The organism is Enterovibrio paralichthyis, assembly GCF_019209835.1.
GTDB classification, from domain to species: domain Bacteria; phylum Pseudomonadota; class Gammaproteobacteria; order Enterobacterales; family Vibrionaceae; genus Enterovibrio; species Enterovibrio paralichthyis.
On record NZ_JAHUTS010000043.1, the window covers coordinates 1 to 19,440 of the forward strand.

The following is a 19,440-nucleotide window of genomic DNA, read 5'->3' on the forward strand; positions in this document are numbered from 1 at the left end:
CCACCCTGGATGACGCCATCGCCGACAACGGCGAGACCATCACCGTCACCCTGGGCGACATCACCGGCGGCGGTTTTGAAGCCATCGAAGCCGGTACCAACAACAGTGTCACCACGGTCATTAACGATGAGCCTATCCCGAGCACCGAAGACACTGTACTGGTCAACATCAGCGGCCCGGATTCCGTCGTCGAAGGTGAGACCACCGGTAAGTACACCGTTTCCCTGACCCAGAAGGCCGAGACCCCGGTGACCGTGAAGCTCACCTACTCCGGCACCGCCACCGACGGCACTGATTACACCAAGGTCGTTGAGGTGGTTATCCCTGCCGGCCAGGACAAGGTTGAGTTTGATATCACCACCCTGGATGACGCCATCGCCGACAACGGCGAGACCATCACCGTCACCCTGGGCGACATCACCGGCGGCGGTTTTGAAGCCATCGAAGCCGGTACCAACAACAGTGTCACCACGGTCATTAACGACCAGACCGGTAGCGATGGCACGCCGGGCACCGAAGACACTGTGTTCGTTATCGTCGAAGCAACTACCAGAGCCACCGAAGGCGCGGACGGGGCTGCGCTCACCTACACCTTCAAGCTGGTCGACGAGCACGGCAATGACATCACGGTACCAGCGGGCAAATCCCTCACGGTTAACCTGACCTGGGATGAGACCCAAGCATCACAAGCAGATATCGACGGCGTTACCCTGCCAACCACCATTACCTTTGACCCTGCTGCACTGCCGACAAGCACAGCCAACAGCGTGACCGTCACCCTGCCGGTCAAAGATGACGATCTGCGTGAAGGCAATGAAAACCTTGGTGTGAGTGTGAATGTACCTTACGGTGCGGGCAGCGGCGTATTCGAGAAAGTCGACACAGGCGTAAAGCAGCCAGACGGTTCTGTGGAATCTGGCAAAGCTGAGGGCTCAGCAACTATTATCGACAATGACTTCGCTCCAAAGATCAACTTTGTAGCAAGTTCGCGCGTCTCAGAAGAAGGTTTAGATAACGGAGATCAAGACTCACTCGAGGGTAATGATGACAACGTCAATAACGCTGTTGCAGAAAACAAAATAATCCAAGTTAGTGATCAGAATGAAGACGATGTCCTAAGTGTCAAGTTTGCTACCGATCTCAATGGTAATCCACTGGTTGGCAATATCGCTCAAATGCTAACTTCAGGAAACGTTCCATTAACATGGGAACTTAACAGTGACAAGACGACACTAGTTGGTAAGGCTGGAAACCAAAGTGTTATTACAATCGAGTTGTTAGCAACACTTACACCAGGGCAGTTTAAATACAAGGTCACCTTACACCAGCCTGTTGACCATCCTAACCAAAATGCAGAGGACTTAATAACGATCGCTCCGTCCATTGTCGCCATTGATAAAGGGGGGAATACTTCTGACCCTGCAACAATAAGCATCGGAATCGAGGATGATTCCCCTGATGCTGAAAAAGATGAAGTTACGATTCAAGAAAACGTTCTGGAAATTGTAGGTACAGTATCCGGCAACCTAATTTCGGGTGGAAGTACCTCTAGTGGCGATAGCAACTTGGAGCAAGATGCGGTAGGTGCAGAAAACGGATTAGTACATAGCGTTTCTTTTGGTAGTACAACAACAATACTGGAACCAGATGCTAATGATAACAATGTCGTCAAAGCTTATATCAACACTGATTACGGGCAGGTCGAAATCCAAGCTGATGGTACATTCAAATTTGTCGCAAACAGCAACGTAAACTCGCTAGAAGAAGGTGAGTCCAAAACTATTAACATCAGCTACACGCTGAAAGACACAGATGGCGACACAAGTACAACAATCTTCGAAATCAATATTACCGGTAACAACGACGCACCAATGTTCGTTATCCACCCAACCAACGTAACTGTTTCTGACGAAGGCCTTGATGGTGTTGGTGCTATCAAGGATAACGAGTCCAAGGAAGCGTCTAGCAAAGGAACATTCAGTGTTAGCGATGTAGATATCAACGACATACTGACTGCGAGCTTCAAAGTAGAAAACCCAACCTCAGATCCGCTTGTACCTGTCTTTGAAGGTGGCGCTCCAAGCTTGAGCTCTGGTGGTACACCAATTGTTTGGGTTGTTACTTCGTCAGGTGCTTTGCAAGGAAACATTGGAAGTGCTGACGGTGAACTAGCTATTGAAGTGACGCTATCAAAATTGTCGCAAGCTGATGGGGTCGCTCAATTTGAGTATGAAATAACTCAGCATAAGCCAATCGATCATCCTGACACTTCAATAGAGGATGTTATCTCTAACATCATGCCTGAAATCGAGGTTACTGATGGTAGTGTGACAATAGATTCTTCTCTCAATATTTCTATTGAGGATGACAGCCCAGAGTTAACCCCCGATAAGACAACAGCTCCGTTAACTCCAATCACTCCATCAGAGAGTGTTCAGCTAATTGGACTAGACAATCCAATAAACAATGACGGAAAACTATTATTCACTATTAATAACGACTTATTAGTCGTATTTACAGCTATAGCACTAGATGGTGATGCAACTCCAAGTTGGAACAATGGTCAGGGCTTGGGTGTTGCCAGTGGCATCAAAGGAAATAATAAACACGAAGTGCAGTCTAATGATTGCAACGCCGAAACTCTTATTGGCAAGTTAGGAAATGATGAAGTTGCCTACGAGATATCACTACGACTCGGTAAACTCAACGATAGTACTCAAGGGAATAATGGGGACAAACCAATATCTGGAATTATTACGTTTTATAAAGATGGTGTTCCGGTAGTTGCATACCCATTTGATCGCGACGACTTATCCGATACTGACTCACAACATGGAACCTTAAATTATGATGTTCCAGCTGGGTTTGATCATTTTGAAATTACGCCGACAAACGGATGCGATTTCACACTTGAAGCAATGAGTGTTGGCCTCTCACCAGCTAACTCTGGTATTGCTGAAGCTTCCGGAGACCTTAATGTTCAGTACGGTGCCGATGGTCAAGGCTCGAAACCTCAGATTACTAACATGTCTTCCAATGGAAATTACAGTTTTGCCACAGTCGCTGGTTCGAATAATCAGCACTGGGAAGTGAAAATGTCTGGTACAGATGTTGTCCTTGGAGAGTTACAACTCAATGATGATGGAAAATGGCAATTTGTACAATATGGTCCAATCACCGAAGAGTTGGTCGTTACTTTTTCAATCGAAGATGGTGATGGAGATATAAATAGTACAAATATCACCATAACCCCAGCAGAGAACGGCGGCTTCGACAATCTTATTGAATCGGGCAATGGTAATGATACGTATAAGTTCATTGAGTCCTTAAACCTATATCAGTTTGATATCCAGCCACCTGTTGGCTCTGTTCATGGTCAGTACCAAAACTGGGTTAAGATCAACGGTCAGAAATTTGAACGACCAATAGATGAATCTCTTGGTTCGAATTCAGCAATAAGCAATATCGTAATTGATGAGAAGTTTCCAAATTTAGATGTTCTTGACACGAATGACTTTATCAATAGCGGTGGCGGCAATGATCATGTTGAAGGCGGTTTAGGAAACGACTTTATTTTGTTAGGAGACTCGGGATCTAACTCAGCCGATTTAACGCAAGCTGAAAACTTCATTATTGGAGAACTGGACGAGCAATTCACTGCTGACTCGCCATCACAAGAGTTTCCAGAGGATGGAACTCTTAAGCAATCCTCTTGGGAATGGGCTGACTTAGGAAATGGTGGTGGTGGAGACGATACTATTTACGGGCAAACCGGATATGACGTTATATCAGGTGGCTCAGGGAATGATAGATTATTTGGCGGTCAAGATAATGACTACCTTCGCGGTGGTTCTGGTGACGATCTGATTGATGGAGGCACCGAAAACGACTGGCTTCGCGGTGACTCTGGCAACGACACCTTAACAGGCGGCACTGGTGCAGATACGTTTGTTTGGGGAAGCGGTGACGCGGCGCTTGATGAGGCTTGGGTTGATACCATCACCGACTTCAACATTTCCGAAGGCGATACGTTAAGCCTTGGTGACTTATTGCAAGCTGATTCCATTGTCACTGCAACTGATCATAACGGTTCAATGATCATCAGCATCGACATTGATGGTAATGGAGATGTTGAACAACACATTGTCTTGGATGGTGTTACCGTTGATAACGGAAGTATTGTTGTCAATACAAACCACGGTAACTTGACTATTACTGACTCAAACGACGCAGGTAACTCGACAAGCTACACAGTCGATATGCCAACTATTCCTGAGAACGACTAAAACCCAAACGGGCCCAGCCTTCGCTAGGCCCGTTTTTTGCTTTTAATTTTGCACGTTTATTTTTTGACTTTTTAAGAGAGAAATAGGTGACTGACGCAGCGATTGCCGAACACAAGCCGCAGCAGTGGCGCATTAGTGCGTCGACGCAGGCGGTTGACGACCCGTTGTTAGATTGCTTGGTCTTGCTGACCGAGCACTATGGTTCGCCGTGCTCGGGGGATGCCTTGACGGCAGGTCTTCCGATGACTGACGCGTTACTGACACCGGATCTCTTTCCTCAGGCCGCAGCCCGGGCTGGGTTGACTGCGAAACTTTCGCGTCGGCAACTAAAAGCAATGCCAAAGCTTTTACTGCCCTGCATACTTCTTTTGACCGATAAAAAAGCCTGCATTCTCCGTGAAATCGACGAGAAGAATGGCACAGCGCTTATCCAAACATCAGAAAATGGCGGCGAAGAAGACATTTCACTGGCGGAACTGGAAGCCATGTTTACTGGCTATGCCTTTCTGGTCAAACGTCAGTATCGCGGGGATCACAGCGTCGACTTGCACCTGCACGACACCAAAATTCACTGGTTCTGGCAAACGGTCAAAGACGCGACGCCTATCTATCGCGATGCCATCATCGCTTCAGTGCTGGTCAATGTCTTCGCTTTGGTATCGCCTCTGTTTGTCATGAACGTATATGACAAAGTGGTGCCCAACCTGGCGTTCGAATCTCTCTGGGTATTGGCAACCGGTGCGCTTATCGCGTTCAGCTTTGATTTTCTGATGAAGAAAATGCGTTCTTACCTGATTGATATCGCAGGCAAGAAAGTCGATATCATTGTCTCATCACGTCTTTTTGCAAGATTGATGGGCATCCCGTTGGAAAAGCGCGCCAAAAGCGTCGGTGGTATGGCCAAACAGCTCGGTGAGTTTGATGGTATCCGAGACATGCTTACTTCCGCCACGCTCACCACCTTGGTCGATTTACCCTTCGCCCTCTTCTTCCTGTTCGTGATCTACATATTTGCCGGTGATCTGGCCGCCGTTCCGGTAGTGGCGGGCATCCTGATCATTGGTTATGCCATGCTGGTACAGCCCAAACTTAAAGCAGCAATTGAAGAGTCCAATAAATACGCCAGCCAAAAACATGGCCATTTGATTGAAAGCCTCTCGGCAATGGAAGGTATCAAAGCCAATGTGGCCGAAGGTATTGTGCAAAAAAGCTGGCAGCAGATGACAGCACACACTGCCAATTGGAACCTCAAGGTGAAGCAAATCACGAACTCAGTGTCCTATTTTGCTTCCTTTATTGTCCAGGTCACTTCCGTCGCTGTCGTGGTTCTCGGAGTCTATCGGGTGGCAGACGCACAAATTACCATGGGGGGGATTATTGCAGCAGTCATGCTGTCGAGCCGTGCTGTTTCCCCTATGGCGCAACTTGCGGGCTTGATGAGCCGCTGGAACCAAACCCAATCCGGCATGCGTCAATTGAATGCCATGATGGAGCAGGAAGATGAGTTTGCTGATAAAGGTCATCTCATCAGTCGTAAACGCCTGAAAGGCGACATTTACGCTGACAACATCGGCTTTAGCTATCCAGAATCTGAAAAGCCCACTCTTCATCCCACCAGCTTCACCATCAACGCAGGCGAGAAAATTGCCATTCTAGGTAAGAACGGTACAGGCAAGAGTACGCTTATCCGAATGCTGGCCGGGCTCTACCAACCTTCTGTCGGCAGTCTGCGCTTCGATGGTGTTGACGCCAGACAAATCCACCCAGCAGATCTGCGTCGCAATGTCGGTTATCTGGCGCAGGATGTCACGCTGTTCCACGGTACGATACGCGAAAATATTATGTTTGGTACCAGGCAGGTAACGGAGCATCAACTGATCAGGGCGACTCAACTTTCCGGGGTTGGTTTGTTCACATCTGCAGATAGCGAAGGACTGGATAAGCAGGTTGGTGAACGCGGCGAGGCACTTTCGCGCGGTCAACGTCAGTCGGTTGCGCTGGCTCGAGCTCTGCTGAATGACCCACCGCTTTTGATCATGGACGAACCCACAGCCAGTCTGGATCCACACGCCGAGAACCAGTTTATCCAAGCCATGAAGTTTGCCTCAAAAGACAGAACATTGGTAATGATCACGCACCGCATGGGATTGCTGCAGCTCGTTGACCGCATCATTGTCATGGACAAAGGGCGTATCGTTATGGATGGCCCAAGGGACAAAGTGCTGGAACGGCTGAACAATAGCAACGCAGGAGTCCAAAATGACTAATGCCTTCAAACGCGAAGACATTGAGATGACGGATGACCTGTATGGCGCCATGCTGACCGATGCGCCAGTTCGCTACCGCATGGTTATCTGGGGCGTGTTTGCCTTTTTCGCCGCAATCATCACCTGGGCAAGCCTGGCATCGCTGGATCGCGTTACCCGCGGTGAAGGAAAGGTCATTCCCTCTTCGCAAATCCAGCTTATTCAAAGTCTCGACGGCGGTATTCTTCAGGCTATGTACGTGCAAGAAGGCCAGTTGGTAAAGCAAGGTGAACCCCTCGCGCGTATCGATGACACCCGCTTTCGCTCCGATTTTGCACAACAAGAAGAAGAAGTTTCCAGCCTTCGTGCCAATGTCATTCGTATGCAGGCAGAACTGAACAGCATCACCCTGCTGCCTGATGCTCCGAGTTGGCGCGAGCAGATTGAGATCAACTTAAAGCCAGTCGTGTTTCCTGAAACCCTTTCCGACAATGAACCTGAGCTCATTGCAAGGCAACAGTTGGAGTATCAGGGGCGGTTAATGGACCTCAAAAACAGGCTGGAGATCCTCGCGCGACAGATTCTGCAAAAGCAGCAGGAAAGTCAGGAAATAGATTGCAAACTCCGCACCCTTTCCGGCAGCTATGGCCTTATCTCGCGGGAACTGAAAATCACTGTCCCTTTGGCGAAAAAAGGCATCGTTTCAGAAGTCGAATTACTCAAGCTTGAACGTCAGGTGAATGACCTCAAAGGTGAGCTTGATTCACTTCGCTTAATGCAGCCAAAAATCAAGGCCACTGTCGATGAAGCGATATTGAAACGCCGTGAGGCTGTACTGGCGTTCAGCAATGAAACCCGGGCCAAAATGAGCGAGTTGGAAACCCGACTGTCACGCCTTACCCAGGCTCAAGTAGGGGCGCAGGATAAAGTCGACAAAGCGGTGATCACAGCACCTGTCACCGGCACGATTAAAACCATTCATATCAATACCCTAGGTGGCGTTGTTCAGCCAGGTGTTGATCTGATCGAAATCGTTCCCGCAGAAGATCAGCTTCTGATTGAGGCCAAGATTGCCCCGAAAGACATTGCGTTTCTGCACGCAGGTTTACCTTCGGTGGTAAAAGTGACGGCTTACGATTTCACGCGCTACGGCGGGCTGAACGGCACGCTGGAACACATTGGCGCAGACACCACGCAGGACGAAGAAGGAAACAGCTTCTATTTGGTTAGGATCCGGACAGAGAAGTCGAGTCTGGAGAAAAAAGATGGCAGTGAATTACCGATCATTCCGGGAATGTTGACCTCGGTTGACATCATTACAGGGAAAAGGACGGTACTGGAATATCTACTCAACCCAATTTTAAGGGCGAGAGAATCAGCACTCAAAGAGCGTTGATAATAATAACAAGGAGAGAGAAATGAGAAACAATGTCAGCCAAACGCTTAAAAAAAGCGTGGCCGCATTGGCAGTAGCTGCAGTTTTGCTTCCGCCAGCAGTGTCCGCCCAGTCTTTGGAGCAAGCCGTTGCTTCAGCGCTGGACACTCATCCTCAAATCAAGCAGGCATTTAACCGATTTAAAGCCAGCGAGGAGCAAATCAACCAGGCTTCTGCAAGCTACTATCCCACAATCAATTTTGATGCAGGGATAGGTCGTGAATGGACAGAAAGCCCTTCTACCCGCCGGGATTCGGCACTCTATGGCGTCGATGAAAACGTTGACCTTACACGTCGAGAGATTGGCGTATCCCTTCGCCAGGTGCTTTTCAGTGGTTTTCAAACCACCAATGAAGTCAAACGCACAGAATACGAAGCCAGCGCCGAGCAATGGACATTGTTCTCAACTGCAGAAGATTTAGCGCTTGAAGTGACAAGAGCGTATCTCGAGTTTATGCGCGCCGAGCAAGTGGTTGTGCTGGCCGAGCGTAATCTTGCCAGCCACCAGACCATCTTCGAGCAAGTTAAGCAGAAAACCGACTCGGGTCTGGGTTCAACCGCTGATCTGTCACAGGTCACCGGTCGTCTCGCCCGTGCCCATTCAAACCTCATTTCAGCACAGAACAACCTGTCAGATTCACGTGTTGCGTACCAGCGCCTTGTCAGTGTGGCACCGCAAGACACGCGGATCCCTGTCCCCGATGCCATCATGTTGCCTACGACATTGGAACAGGCCTTGTCTCTGGCAAAAGAAAACCATCCAACCCTCAAAGCCGCAGGCAGCGATATCAACGCTGCAATGGCGCAGCGTGATGCCAGCAAGAGCAACTACTACCCTCAGGTCACTTTTGATCTATCTGCCAGCTGGGATGACAATCTGGATGGAAATGATGGCACAACCGCCAATCCAAACGACACGATTGGCGCAGATGTAGGTGGGAATAGTGACGAAGTTCTCGCCATGGTGCGTATCAACTACAACCTGTTTTCCGGTGGCGCTGACCGTGCCCGTGAGCGCGAAGCCGCTTACAGCATTAACGAATCAAAAGCGATCCAGCTAAACGCTTACCAAGATATCGAAGAAGGCACGACGCTGGCATGGAACGCCCGGGTGTTTCTCAAGCAACAGATGCAATATTTGCGTCAGCATGTCGAAGCCGCACTGGAAACCCGCAACGCCTATGACGACCAGTTTAAGATTGGGCAACGCACTCTAATTGATGTGTTGGATGCAGAAAACGAACTGTTCCAGGCGCGTCGCGAATACCTCACTGCTGAGTATGATGACCTTATTGCCCAGTATCGCCTGCTTAATGCAACGGGCAGCTTGTTGGAGTCATTACGTATTACGACGCCGGCTGTATGGGATGGTGAAAACAGCAACACCGGAGGTGCGCAGTCATGAGAATTATTATCACAGCTTTATCAGTGCTTCTGCTGGCCGGTTGTGCACAGCAGGAAGTGGTTACCATGCAGGCTCAAGCAGAGCAAAAACACGACCTGCGTGACCTTGATTACGATGGTGTAATAGAAGCGCGGGAACGATGTGGCGATACCCTAGTCGGCGCCGCTGTCGATAACGATGGCTGTCCACGCGACAAAACGGTAAACCAAAGTTTCCGCCTGAATGTGAAGTTCCCCAATGACTCAGCCGACCTGCGTCCGAGCAACTACGCCAAGCTCCAACAGCTGGCGGACTTCCTCAATGACCAGACCGACGCCAACGTCACGATTGAAGGGCATGCCAGTAAAGTAGGTAACCCCGAATACAACCTGACGTTGTCACAACGCCGAGCTGAAGCGGTGGCAAGAGCGCTGGTGAATGATTTCGGTATTGATCAGACTCGTGTTGATGCCGTTGGTTTTGGGGATACAACCCCCCTTATCGATGAAGACTCAGACTATGCGCACGAAGTTAACCGCCGTGTGATGGCAACCCTATCTGGAAGCTACAACACCACTGATATGCGCTGGAACATATTTACCGCGGAATAAAAGACAAAAGCCGGTCTCCAAGAGGCCGGCTTATTTTCGTGCCCTTATAACCCGAGATTCGCTATGTTCACAAAACGCTCGTCGCTGGCCTGGATATATTTGACTGCAGCGTGTCTGGTATTGCTCTCTCTGGGCGCAATGCTGGCAGGCTCAACCTATCAACAACAACGCAGTCTTAATTTACGTGCGGATGCATTGCAACACCAACTTTCCCAGATTTTACCGCCATTTATCGCGCACTATGATGTCACCGCAATCAACCGCATTGTGGATGCCAATCTTTCTGCTGAAGTCGAAAAAATCACTCTTACCGATCAAATCACTGCAGAACAAGCAACCTGGTCTTCCCCCGAACCGACAGTAAAAAGTCACTGGTATGACAGGATTATCTATATTAGTCCGGTATCAACAACCACATTACTGACCTATGAAGGCACATCGCTTGCCACCATGAGCCTGACACTCTCAGCATCTCAGGCGCGGGCACATGTGGCAGACCAGTTGCTGTACCTTTTTCTACCACTTGGCAGCGCGATTGCCGGGCTGGTGATTCTTTTCACAATACTTGTCGCCAGAAAGCAGTCCGCCATTGCGAAGGCGACGGCCACTGTTAAAAAGCTCGCCCAGCAGGATTTCACTTCCTTGCAATCAGCCCCTCAATCAGGTCTTCCGGCACTCGATGCGGCATTGGACACGCTGACGCTCAATATACAACGCATGATCCAGTCACTGCATAAAGAGCTGAAAACCCTCAACAACAGCATGATGTTCGATGCGGTATCCACCCTCCCCAACCGCGAATATTTTACCCACCAGCTCAATAGCTGGATGAGTGAAAGTGAAGATACGCCGGGCGCCATTTTTATCGCGCAGATGGAATGGTTAGATACGATCTACCGCCGATACGGCTATATTGCCCGCGATGAAACCTGGCGCTTGCTGGCCAATTCACTGCGCACAGCTTTCAGTGACAACAAGAACATTTGCATTGCTAGGATAAGTGGCAGTGAAATCGCCATACTGCTGCCGTCACAAAGTGAAGAGCAAAGCCGTAACTGCTTACACAACTTTATCAGTACCCTGAACAACGAAGTCTCCATGGCAGGTTTTGAGCCGAACCACGGCTTTCACATCGGCGCTGTGCATGGGCAGGAGATGCCGGGTTCACAGCTACTGTCTTTGGCTGATAACGCATTACAGCGAGCGATAAAACAGGGCGAGGTGTTTGTATTCAACCGAGGATCAGAAGAACAGGTTATCGACCGCGAAACTTGGCGTGAATTGCTGTCACATGTGATTAAAGAAAAAACCATCCGCCTCCAGACCCAACCAGTCATGGCCTGGGATCATAAGGAGCCGCTTCATGCTGAAGTCTTTACACAAGCCTTGATCGACAATAAATGGCAGACAGCAGGCAGGCTGATGCCATACATCCAATTGTTCGAAAAGGGCTCAGCATTCGACAGAATGGTCATTGATTGTCTGGCAGAGCAGCATGCCAGAGAGCCGATTTCGCAGGCGCTGGCCCTCAACCTGACCGATGACAGCCTGTGCAGCCCTTCTTTTGCCCGTTGGCTGGAACAGATACTGAAAAACGTCCTGCCACCGGAAAAACTCTTCTTTGAAATCAGTGAAGCGAGTGCGCGAAATAACCTCAGTGCCTGTATCACTTTCAGTGAAACAGTCCGCAAACTCGGTGCATCTGTGGGGGTTGATCACTTTGGCCGCCACTTGCAGGGGGTGGAATACCTTTCCGCAATAAAACCTGCGTATGTCAAACTCGATCAGGCCTTCAGCAAAGAGCAAAACGGTCAGAATCGTCTGTTCACTGAAATGCTGGCAAACATTGCCGAATCCCTTGATATTACGGTCATTGCTACCGGCATCAAAGACGATGAGAGCAAACAACTCCTTAACCGGGAATTTATTGATGCCTACCAGGGCTTTATTCACCCGCCGACATTAATGGTACGGGACGAGAAAACATCCTGAAACCGATAACAAAAAACCCGCTGAATGCGGGTTTTCTTTTTGACTAAAACAGGAAATGTCTACTCAAACCAATAACTCATGATCAGCGCATCTTCCCGACCAGTGGCAGTTGGATAGTAGTCGTAACGGCGGTCAAACTCGTTAAAGCCCAGCGACTCATAAAGGCGAATAGCGGGCGTATTGCTTTCGCGCACTTCCAGCCAGGCCTCTTCGCCGCCCGCTTCGCGCATACAATCCAAAAACGCCTGCAGGAGCTGTTTACCATAGCCCTTGCCCTGACATTCAGGCGCAACAGCGATATTCAGCAACGACGCCTCCCCGGCCACACACTGGGCAAAGAAATATCCCACCACCTTGCCGTTTTCGACCAATACCCGGTTACAGCCAAATCTGGCCTCAGGCTTCATCAACAAACTGTCAGCCCACGGGTGACTGTGTGCCGCTTTTTCTATCGCTACTACGCTGTCCAGCCACTGGCTGTCCATTGGGAGAAGTTTACTTGTCATACTGCTTTATTTGCTGCCATAACGCTTTTTTCGCTGACTGATCATGCTCAAGTACGTTCAGTGAAGGAGAGGTCAATACCGCTGCTGTCGCTAAGCCACCTTGGGCCGGTACACCGCAATACCACACCCACTGCAGTTGATGCTGGGTGACATGAGCAACGGCAGAGGAAGGTAAAAGACGAGCCTGTTCAGGCGTCAGTTTCATGCTGGCGAGAATTTTGCCGAACAACCAGGCTTCTTTCTCATTAATGGGTGAGTCACACACCAGCAGCAACTTACAATCCTCCGGCAACGCAACCATTTGAGGTGAGCTATTCGGATAAAGTTGCGGTCGACGAAGTTCCCAGACCGGGATCCCCATCTCCTTGAGTCTTTGCACGTCATTCATGCCACAAGCCTGCTCACAGAAAAAATGGTGGTTGAGGGCTGCATGCTACCAAAAATCGCCCAATAGCCAAAACGAAGAGAGCCGCCCGGGGCAGCTCTCAACACGGTTCATGAAAGTGATAGCCTACAAAGCATCAAATTCAGCGCAATATTTCACAACGCCCTCGCAATCAACGAATGCGCCTGGTTCAAGCTCCAATGCCATAAACGCCTCAGCCGGTATATCAAAGGTCGATTGCAGACCATAGCTCGCTGCGGGTTTAAACCCAAAGCGCCCATAAAAACCGCTATCTCCCAAAACCACACAACCCGGATAGCCGAATTCATGCAAGGTTTCTATGCCCTCTTTCACCAACTGTGCAGCAACCCCTTGGTTGCGGTAATCCGGGTGAACGCTAAGCGGTGCCAGTCCCTGAATGCCGATATCCGTACCGTTGACCATCACAGGGCTGAACATGACATGCCCAACCACCTTACCCTCGTCATTACAGGCCACCAACGAAAGCGTGTTGTGGCCATTCTCACGCAGCGACATCACCAACTTCGCTTCCGCGTCGCTCGGAAAGGTCTTATTCAACAGTTTGTCGATGGCGAGCAAGTCCGCCAACGCTTCAGATCTTATGAGCATAATTTGCCTCGTTTACCGATGGTTCGGTTTGCAGCCCTTTTTGAACAAAGTCTGCCAATGTAAACAGGCCCTGACGCAAAACAGCAGGCAGTGACGCCAAATCGACACTGTCCATCAAATTCTTCACTTCCAATCCCAACTCAGTGTCACCTTCAATAAGCAGGCGGCGCTGGAAAAACAGGGTATCCGGGTCTTCCTTACGCGCAGCAATCAACACCAAGTCATTTAGGTTGCCGCTAAAGCGTACATCGGGTGTTTCAATGTCACTGCGCACCACAAGCTTCTCGTTTTCAAAGCTTATGTAGTTTTTGAAATCAACATCGCGCACGTGCACTTCCAGCCATCGGCCTTCAAGAAACTCAAACTCCCCATCATCAAGCGCTTCGTGAAAAACACGTTTCAACGTTTCCAGCATCAGCGTCTGCTGAACAGATGCAGGAACCAGTTTGACAGGGATACGCAGGAAAGACGGCGCTTGCTGCACCAGTGTCGCATGAAGTTTATCGAGCAATGTCGTGTTCCAATTCAGAGTCAGTCGAAAGTATCGGCCATTGTATGCCAGTGTCACGGCGAAATTTCATGCCTTGTGTCAAAAAAATAAAGCTCTTCACCAGAAAGGTTTATAGTTGAGCTCTCACACTATATAGTGTTGTCTCAACAATGGAATCGAATCAGGAAATAGCTTACTAGCTAGGAAGTATGGTGCCTAAATGCCTGTTGAGCAGTTGACCTATTGGTTTTCACGCCTAACCCAGAACAGCCCCTTTCTCTTTGCCGTTCTCGACAAAAACCATCATTATCTCTGGGTCAGCCAACGTTACTGTGAAATCAGTGGGTTAGACCAAAGCGAACTCGTGGGAAAGCAGGACAATGAGATCCTTGGCCCCACTTTTTATGACGCATTGAAACCCCACTACGACCGCGCATTTAACGGCGAGTCTACAGAAGGCGAGATTGTCCTCAACGACGGCATCCACGACTCCAGCTTCCACTTCAGCGTTACACCGCTGTCGGGCAGTGAATGGAAGCAGGAGGTGGTGATTTTTCATGCCGCTGACACGTCTGAACGCCAGGTGTTAACCAGTGCACTGGAGTCTTCTGAAAGCCGGTTTGACAATCTTTGCCAGTTAGTCGGCGACGGTTGCTGCGTGCTAGATGATGGCGTGATCCTAAGCGCCAATAAACACGCCGTTAAAATGCTTGGCTTTAACAACCCAAGCGAGATCTTGGGTGAAGATATTGAAAACCTGCTGATTGCGCCGATCAAAGGCCAGTCAGTAATGGCATCGCTGACTTCATTGAAAGCCGGGCAGCAACTGGTATGCCAGAGTAAACACTCAGATACTGATGATGCCTCACTCAACATCGCATATGGCTCAGTCAGCCTGCTTGGCAGCAGTGGGGCAATCCTCACCCTTTCTCGCACCGTTGAAGCCAGCGATCACAAGCAGACAATAGAAAAACTCGCACAGTTTGATGCATTGACTGGCCTCTACAACCGCCACGGGTTTTCGCGCCGGCTTGAACAGTTACTGAAAAGCGAAACGCCTCTGCTGATGTTCTACCTAGATGTTGATAACTTTAAAAATATCAATGATTCACTGGGTCACCACATCGGCGACCGTGTGTTGCAGGATATCGCTCAGCGCCTGCGCCGGCAGCTACCGGTAGAAACCGTATTGGGCCATTTGGGTGGTGATGAATTCGCTATCCTGATCCCTGAACAAAAAAGCGATGACGTGGCGGACGATATTGCCAACCGCATTGTGGATGCCATCAGCCAGCCATTCGATTTGTACCATTTCAGTAAATACCTCGCCTGCTCAATCGGTATGGTGAAATACCCTGGCGACGGCAAAGATGCACGCAGCCTGCTGCAAAATGCAGATACGGCGATGTATGAAGCCAAAGAGCAGGGCCGCAACCGCGTGGTCACCTACAACCAGCACATGAACAAAGAAGCGCGCATGCGCCTCTGGCTGGAAATAGAACTGCAGAAGGCGTTGCAAAACAACGGGCTGGAAGTGTGGTACCAACCGAAAGTCAACACCAAGGATTACACCATCAACGGTGCTGAGGCACTGGTGCGCTGGAAACACCCGGTGGAAGGCTATATCAGCCCTGCCCGCTTTATTCCGGTGGCTGAGCGTTCCGGGATGATCGAACTCTTAGGCCGTAACGTCATGCGTGAGGTATTCCAGACCGTCCGCCGCTGGCAAAACATGAAAGTGTTGCCGGGACGCGTGGCAATCAACCTCTCGCCACAGCAGTTCCGTAACCCGAACTTAACGGCCCATATGAAAAAGCTTCTGGATGCCACCCAGACCGATCCGTCGTTCATCACGTTCGAACTGACAGAAAGCGCGGTCATGAACGACGGTGAGCACGCCATCCAGATGCTTAATGCCATCAAAGAACTGGGGTTTGCCCTGTCTATCGATGACTTTGGTACCGGCTACTCTTCACTTTCTTATCTGGCGAAGTTCCCGCTGGATGAAATCAAGATTGACCGCGCGTTTATCTCTGACATGGAAACCTTCCCCAAGCAGGTCACCCTGATTGAAAACATCATCAATCTGGGGCGCTCGCTGAACATGTCCGTGGTGGCTGAAGGGGTGGAATCCGGCAAACAGGCGACGGTGCTAGCCAATCTGAAATGCGACACCATTCAGGGTTTCCATTTCTACAAGCCTATGCCCCGGGCAGAGTTTGAAGCCCTGCTTATCAATAATCGCAAGGCGCGCAAAGTCGCTTCCTGACCAGCAAACAGACGCCCCTGCGGCGTCTGTTTTCCTATTCCCACAGCCCTTTTTCCGATTTCCCTGCCTTACATCAAAACCCGTTGGTGCCCGCCCCCCTACAATCCGGGGTTTACAAATAAATAACCGGCCTGACGCTGACCACGATTTGTGGGGATAATTATGGAATTACTATGCCCGGCAGGTAACCTTCCTGCCCTGAAAACCGCTATCGACAGCGGCGCCGATGCGGTGTACATCGGCTTTAAAGACGGCACCAATGCCCGTCACTTTGCCGGTCTGAACTTTGACGGCAAAAAGCTGGAAAAAGCGGTCACATATGTTCATGACCACAAAAAACACATCCACGTGGCGCTGAATACCTTCGCCCATCCGGACGGTTTCAAGCGCTGGACGGATGCAGTAGACGCAGCCGTGGATCTTGGCGTCGATGCCTTGATCATTGCCGATCTTGCCGTACTGGATTATGCCGCTACCAAACACCCTGACATGGAAATTCACCTGTCAGTGCAGGCATCTGCGACCAACAGCGCGGCTATCCAGTTCTACAAAGACCACTTCAATGTAAAACGTGTCGTGTTGCCTCGCGTGTTGTCTATCCATCAGGTGAAACAGCTGGCACGCACCACGGATGTCGATCTGGAAGTCTTTGCCTTTGGCAGCCTGTGTATCATGTCGGAAGGGCGATGCTACCTGTCATCCTATATGACGGGCGAATCACCCAATACTGTCGGTGCGTGCTCACCGGCGAAATATGTGCGCTGGCAGGAAACCCCCGAAGGTCTTGAATCGCGTTTGAACGATATCCTCATCGACCGCTACAAGGCCGGTGAAAACGCGGGTTATCCAACGTTATGTAAAGGCCGATTTGTCACAGACGGCGAGCCTTTCCATGCACTGGAAGAGCCAACCAGCCTCAACACACTTTCTATTCTGCCAGAGCTGTTTGAAGCCAACATTGCCTCAGTGAAAATCGAAGGCCGCCAGCGCAGCCCTGCTTATGTGGAACAGGTCACCCGTACCTGGCGTCAGGCTATCGACAGCTACAAAGCCAATCCTGAGAGTTATCAAGTATTGCCGCAATGGAACCGCTGCCTGGACAGTGTTTCAGAAGGCGCGCAGACCACCCTTGGCGCGTATCATCGCAAATGGCAGTAAAGGAGCACCCTATGAAATATTCACTTGGCCCACTCCTCTACTTCTGGCCAAAAAACGACGTGGAAGCCTTCTACCAAAGCGCCGTCAGCAGCGATGCAGACATCGTTTATCTTGGTGAAACCGTCTGTTCAAAGCGCCGTGAAATGCGCGCCGCTGACTGGATGAACCTGGGACGCGAACTGGCGGCCTCCGGCAAGCAGGTCGTGCTGTCGACCATGGCGCTTTTGGAGGCACCGAGCGAAGTCAACGTGATGCGAAGCTATATCGACAATGGCGAGTTTATTGTCGAAGCCAACGATGTTTCCGCTATCCAGCTGGCTCATGAGAAAGGTATTCCCTTTGTCGCAGGCCCGGCCTTGAACCTTTACAACGCTCAGGCACTGCAGGTGATGCTGAAAAAAGGCATGACCCGCTGGTGTATGCCGGTTGAACTTTCCCGCGAATGGCTGCTAAAAGTGCTGACAGAAGCGCAAGCACTTGGTATCCGTGACCAGTTTGAAGTGGAAGTGTTCTCTTACGGCCACCTGCCACTGGCTTACTCCGCACGTTGCTTCAGTGCGCGCGCGGAGAACCGCCCGAAGGACAAATGCGAAACCTGCTGCATTAACTATCCGCAAGGTCTTGAAGTGAAAAGCCAGGAAGGGCAGTCTGTGTTTACCTTAAACGGTATCCAGACCCAATCCGGCTATTGCTACGATCTCAGTGCTGATCTGGCTTCGATGGAAGGTTTGGTAGATGTGGTGCGCATCAGCCCGCAAGGTGCTGAAACGCTGGATGTGCTGGCTGGCTTTAAACGCGGTGATTCCGGGTTTGCGCCGAAAAGCCATTTCTGTAACGGTTACTGGCACAGCATTGAAGGCATGGCGACACACAGCTAATGCTCGAAAAACCAAAGAAAAAGCCGCTTCATCACGCGGCTTTTTTTATGGAAACCTGACAGGCTTAGATAGCCGGTTGATGCCTGAGTTCGTAAGCGATACGGCTCAGCTCCAGCATCGCATAACGGTGTTCGACAAAGTCATACACATTGCCGGACATGGCGAGTTTATACAGGGCTACGGCCGAGCTGATATCCCCTTGCGCCTGATAACGCTTGGCGAGGTAGAAATACCCTTCACACAGTCGCTGCGCAAGCTGTGTGTTGTCAGTACTGGTTTCCATGATTTCCCGAAAGAAAGCCTCTTCACTGATCTCGTTCAGGTACAGCCTGGCGATCAGCCAACCCCAATCAAGCTGATCAGAATTCTGATAACGCGCCTTTAGACCGGCGATGGCTTTTTCATTGCCTTCTTTTTCGAGCTCGGCAAGGTAGAGCCAAAGTGAACGGTAAGCGTCGTTTTCGTTGTCTTTATAATGCTTGAGCAGATCGCGCACCGCCAATTGATAACGGCCGCCGTAATACAGGGCGATCCCGCGGTTACGTTCGGCAAACTGGTGCCCTTCATCCAGCTCAAGGCTTGAGTCGAATGCTTCATAAGCTGCGTCATACATGCCGCTTTGGGTGAAGTACACCCCCAGAATATTGAACACATCCGGCTGTGACGGGTTGTAGGATAGGGAACGGTTAAAATCCAGCCTTGCCAAATCACGAAGCCCCAGACTGTCGTTGATCAGTCCACGCTCGTAATAAAGCTGGGCACGATCGTTTTCTGTCAGATCTTCGCGGAGCAGGATCTGGTCGATTTGCGCCAATTGCACTTCCTGTTGCGTGGTTGGCTGCAGCGGCACTGCCATTGGCAGTAGATGCCAGGGCTGGTCATTTTTCACTGACGTTGACGTCGCACAGCCTGATAACAGCAAAGCCGTACCCAAAACTGTCAGTGGCAGCCATCGATAATTTCGCATTAACGCATCTCTCCTTGCTCTCCGACAAACAGGAACAACCTGCCTGAGGTTTGCGAGTATAAAACAAAAGGGGGCATAGCCTAATGCCAGTCAGTTAAGCTGACTGGCTTTCTTTTTATTGGGGTATTTCTTTGCCTTAGGCTTCACGGCTCTCGGGTATATTCGATCTTCTCGCTTAATGGGCAACACATGATGTATCGCCT

At 50.1% G+C, this 19,440-nt stretch carries 14 protein-coding genes; 9 read left to right on the forward strand and 5 right to left on the reverse strand.

Going from position 1 to position 19,440, the window contains the following annotated elements; genetic code table 11:
• From KU854_RS25085 to KU854_RS23955, 6 genes are all read left to right on the forward strand, one after another.
• The coding region (locus KU854_RS25085; RefSeq protein ID WP_218360765.1) for a Calx-beta domain-containing protein at positions 1-4,286 on the forward strand (4,286 nt) is incomplete at its 5' end.
• An 86-nt stretch (positions 4,287-4,372) separates the two neighbouring features.
• A complete protein-coding gene (locus KU854_RS23935; protein ID WP_218360766.1) occupies positions 4,373-6,553 on the forward strand; it encodes a type I secretion system permease/ATPase in 2,181 nt (726 codons plus the stop codon).
• Positions 6,546-7,928 carry an HlyD family type I secretion periplasmic adaptor subunit gene (locus tag KU854_RS23940; RefSeq protein WP_218360767.1) on the forward strand — a complete coding sequence of 461 codons (1,383 nt, stop codon included), beginning with the start codon at positions 6,546-6,548 and terminating at the stop codon, positions 7,926-7,928. Before KU854_RS23935 ends, KU854_RS23940 begins: the two co-directional genes overlap by 8 nt.
• Positions 7,929-7,950: 22 nt before the next feature.
• Complete coding sequence (locus KU854_RS23945) at positions 7,951-9,372, forward strand: TolC family outer membrane protein (RefSeq protein WP_218360768.1); 1,422 nt, start codon at positions 7,951-7,953, stop codon at positions 9,370-9,372.
• Positions 9,369-9,962 carry an OmpA family protein gene (locus tag KU854_RS23950; RefSeq protein ID WP_218360769.1) on the forward strand — a complete coding sequence of 198 codons (594 nt, stop codon included), beginning with the start codon at positions 9,369-9,371 and terminating at the stop codon, positions 9,960-9,962. Before KU854_RS23945 ends, KU854_RS23950 begins: the two co-directional genes overlap by 4 nt.
• 63 nt (positions 9,963-10,025) lie before the next feature.
• Positions 10,026-11,954, forward strand: a complete 1,929-nt coding sequence (locus tag KU854_RS23955; RefSeq protein WP_218360770.1) for an EAL domain-containing protein — start codon at positions 10,026-10,028, stop codon at positions 11,952-11,954.
• Positions 11,955-12,013: 59 nt separating this feature from the next.
• Here KU854_RS23955 and rimI read toward each other — a convergent pair whose 3' ends face one another.
• The 4 genes from rimI to ubiT form a co-directional block, all read right to left on the reverse strand.
• On the reverse strand, positions 12,014-12,460 hold the full coding sequence (gene rimI / locus KU854_RS23960) for a ribosomal protein S18-alanine N-acetyltransferase (protein ID WP_218360771.1): 447 nt from the start codon (positions 12,458-12,460) through the stop codon (positions 12,014-12,016).
• Positions 12,450-12,848: a DNA polymerase III subunit psi gene (locus tag KU854_RS23965; protein WP_054780286.1), complete on the reverse strand. Its 399-nt coding sequence runs from the start codon at positions 12,846-12,848 to the stop codon at positions 12,450-12,452. Before KU854_RS23965 ends, rimI begins: the two co-directional genes overlap by 11 nt.
• Before the next feature lie 123 nt (positions 12,849-12,971).
• Complete coding sequence (locus KU854_RS23970) at positions 12,972-13,475, reverse strand: GNAT family N-acetyltransferase (protein WP_218360772.1); 504 nt, start codon at positions 13,473-13,475, stop codon at positions 12,972-12,974.
• Positions 13,459-13,986, reverse strand: coding sequence for a ubiquinone anaerobic biosynthesis accessory factor UbiT (gene ubiT, locus KU854_RS23975; protein ID WP_218360777.1), 528 nt, complete (start codon positions 13,984-13,986; stop codon positions 13,459-13,461). The genes KU854_RS23970 and ubiT overlap by 17 nt, the downstream gene beginning before the upstream one ends.
• Before the next feature lie 199 nt (positions 13,987-14,185).
• Here ubiT and KU854_RS23980 point away from each other — a divergent pair, with 199 nt between their 5' ends.
• From KU854_RS23980 to KU854_RS23990, 3 genes are all read left to right on the forward strand, one after another.
• Complete coding sequence (locus KU854_RS23980; protein ID WP_218360773.1) at positions 14,186-16,234, forward strand: sensor domain-containing protein; 2,049 nt, start codon at positions 14,186-14,188, stop codon at positions 16,232-16,234.
• A 162-nt stretch (positions 16,235-16,396) separates the two neighbouring features.
• Positions 16,397-17,392 carry a ubiquinone anaerobic biosynthesis protein UbiU gene (gene ubiU / locus KU854_RS23985; protein WP_218360774.1) on the forward strand — a complete coding sequence of 332 codons (996 nt, stop codon included), beginning with the start codon at positions 16,397-16,399 and terminating at the stop codon, positions 17,390-17,392.
• Between the two features lie 11 nt (positions 17,393-17,403).
• On the forward strand, positions 17,404-18,270 hold the full coding sequence (locus KU854_RS23990) for a U32 family peptidase (RefSeq protein WP_218360775.1): 867 nt from the start codon (positions 17,404-17,406) through the stop codon (positions 18,268-18,270).
• Between the two features lie 64 nt (positions 18,271-18,334).
• On the opposite strand, the gene nlpI is transcribed toward KU854_RS23990, so the two are convergent.
• Positions 18,335-19,237, reverse strand: coding sequence for a lipoprotein NlpI (gene nlpI, locus KU854_RS23995; RefSeq protein ID WP_218360776.1), 903 nt, complete (start codon positions 19,235-19,237; stop codon positions 18,335-18,337).
• Positions 19,238-19,440 lie beyond the last annotated feature (203 nt).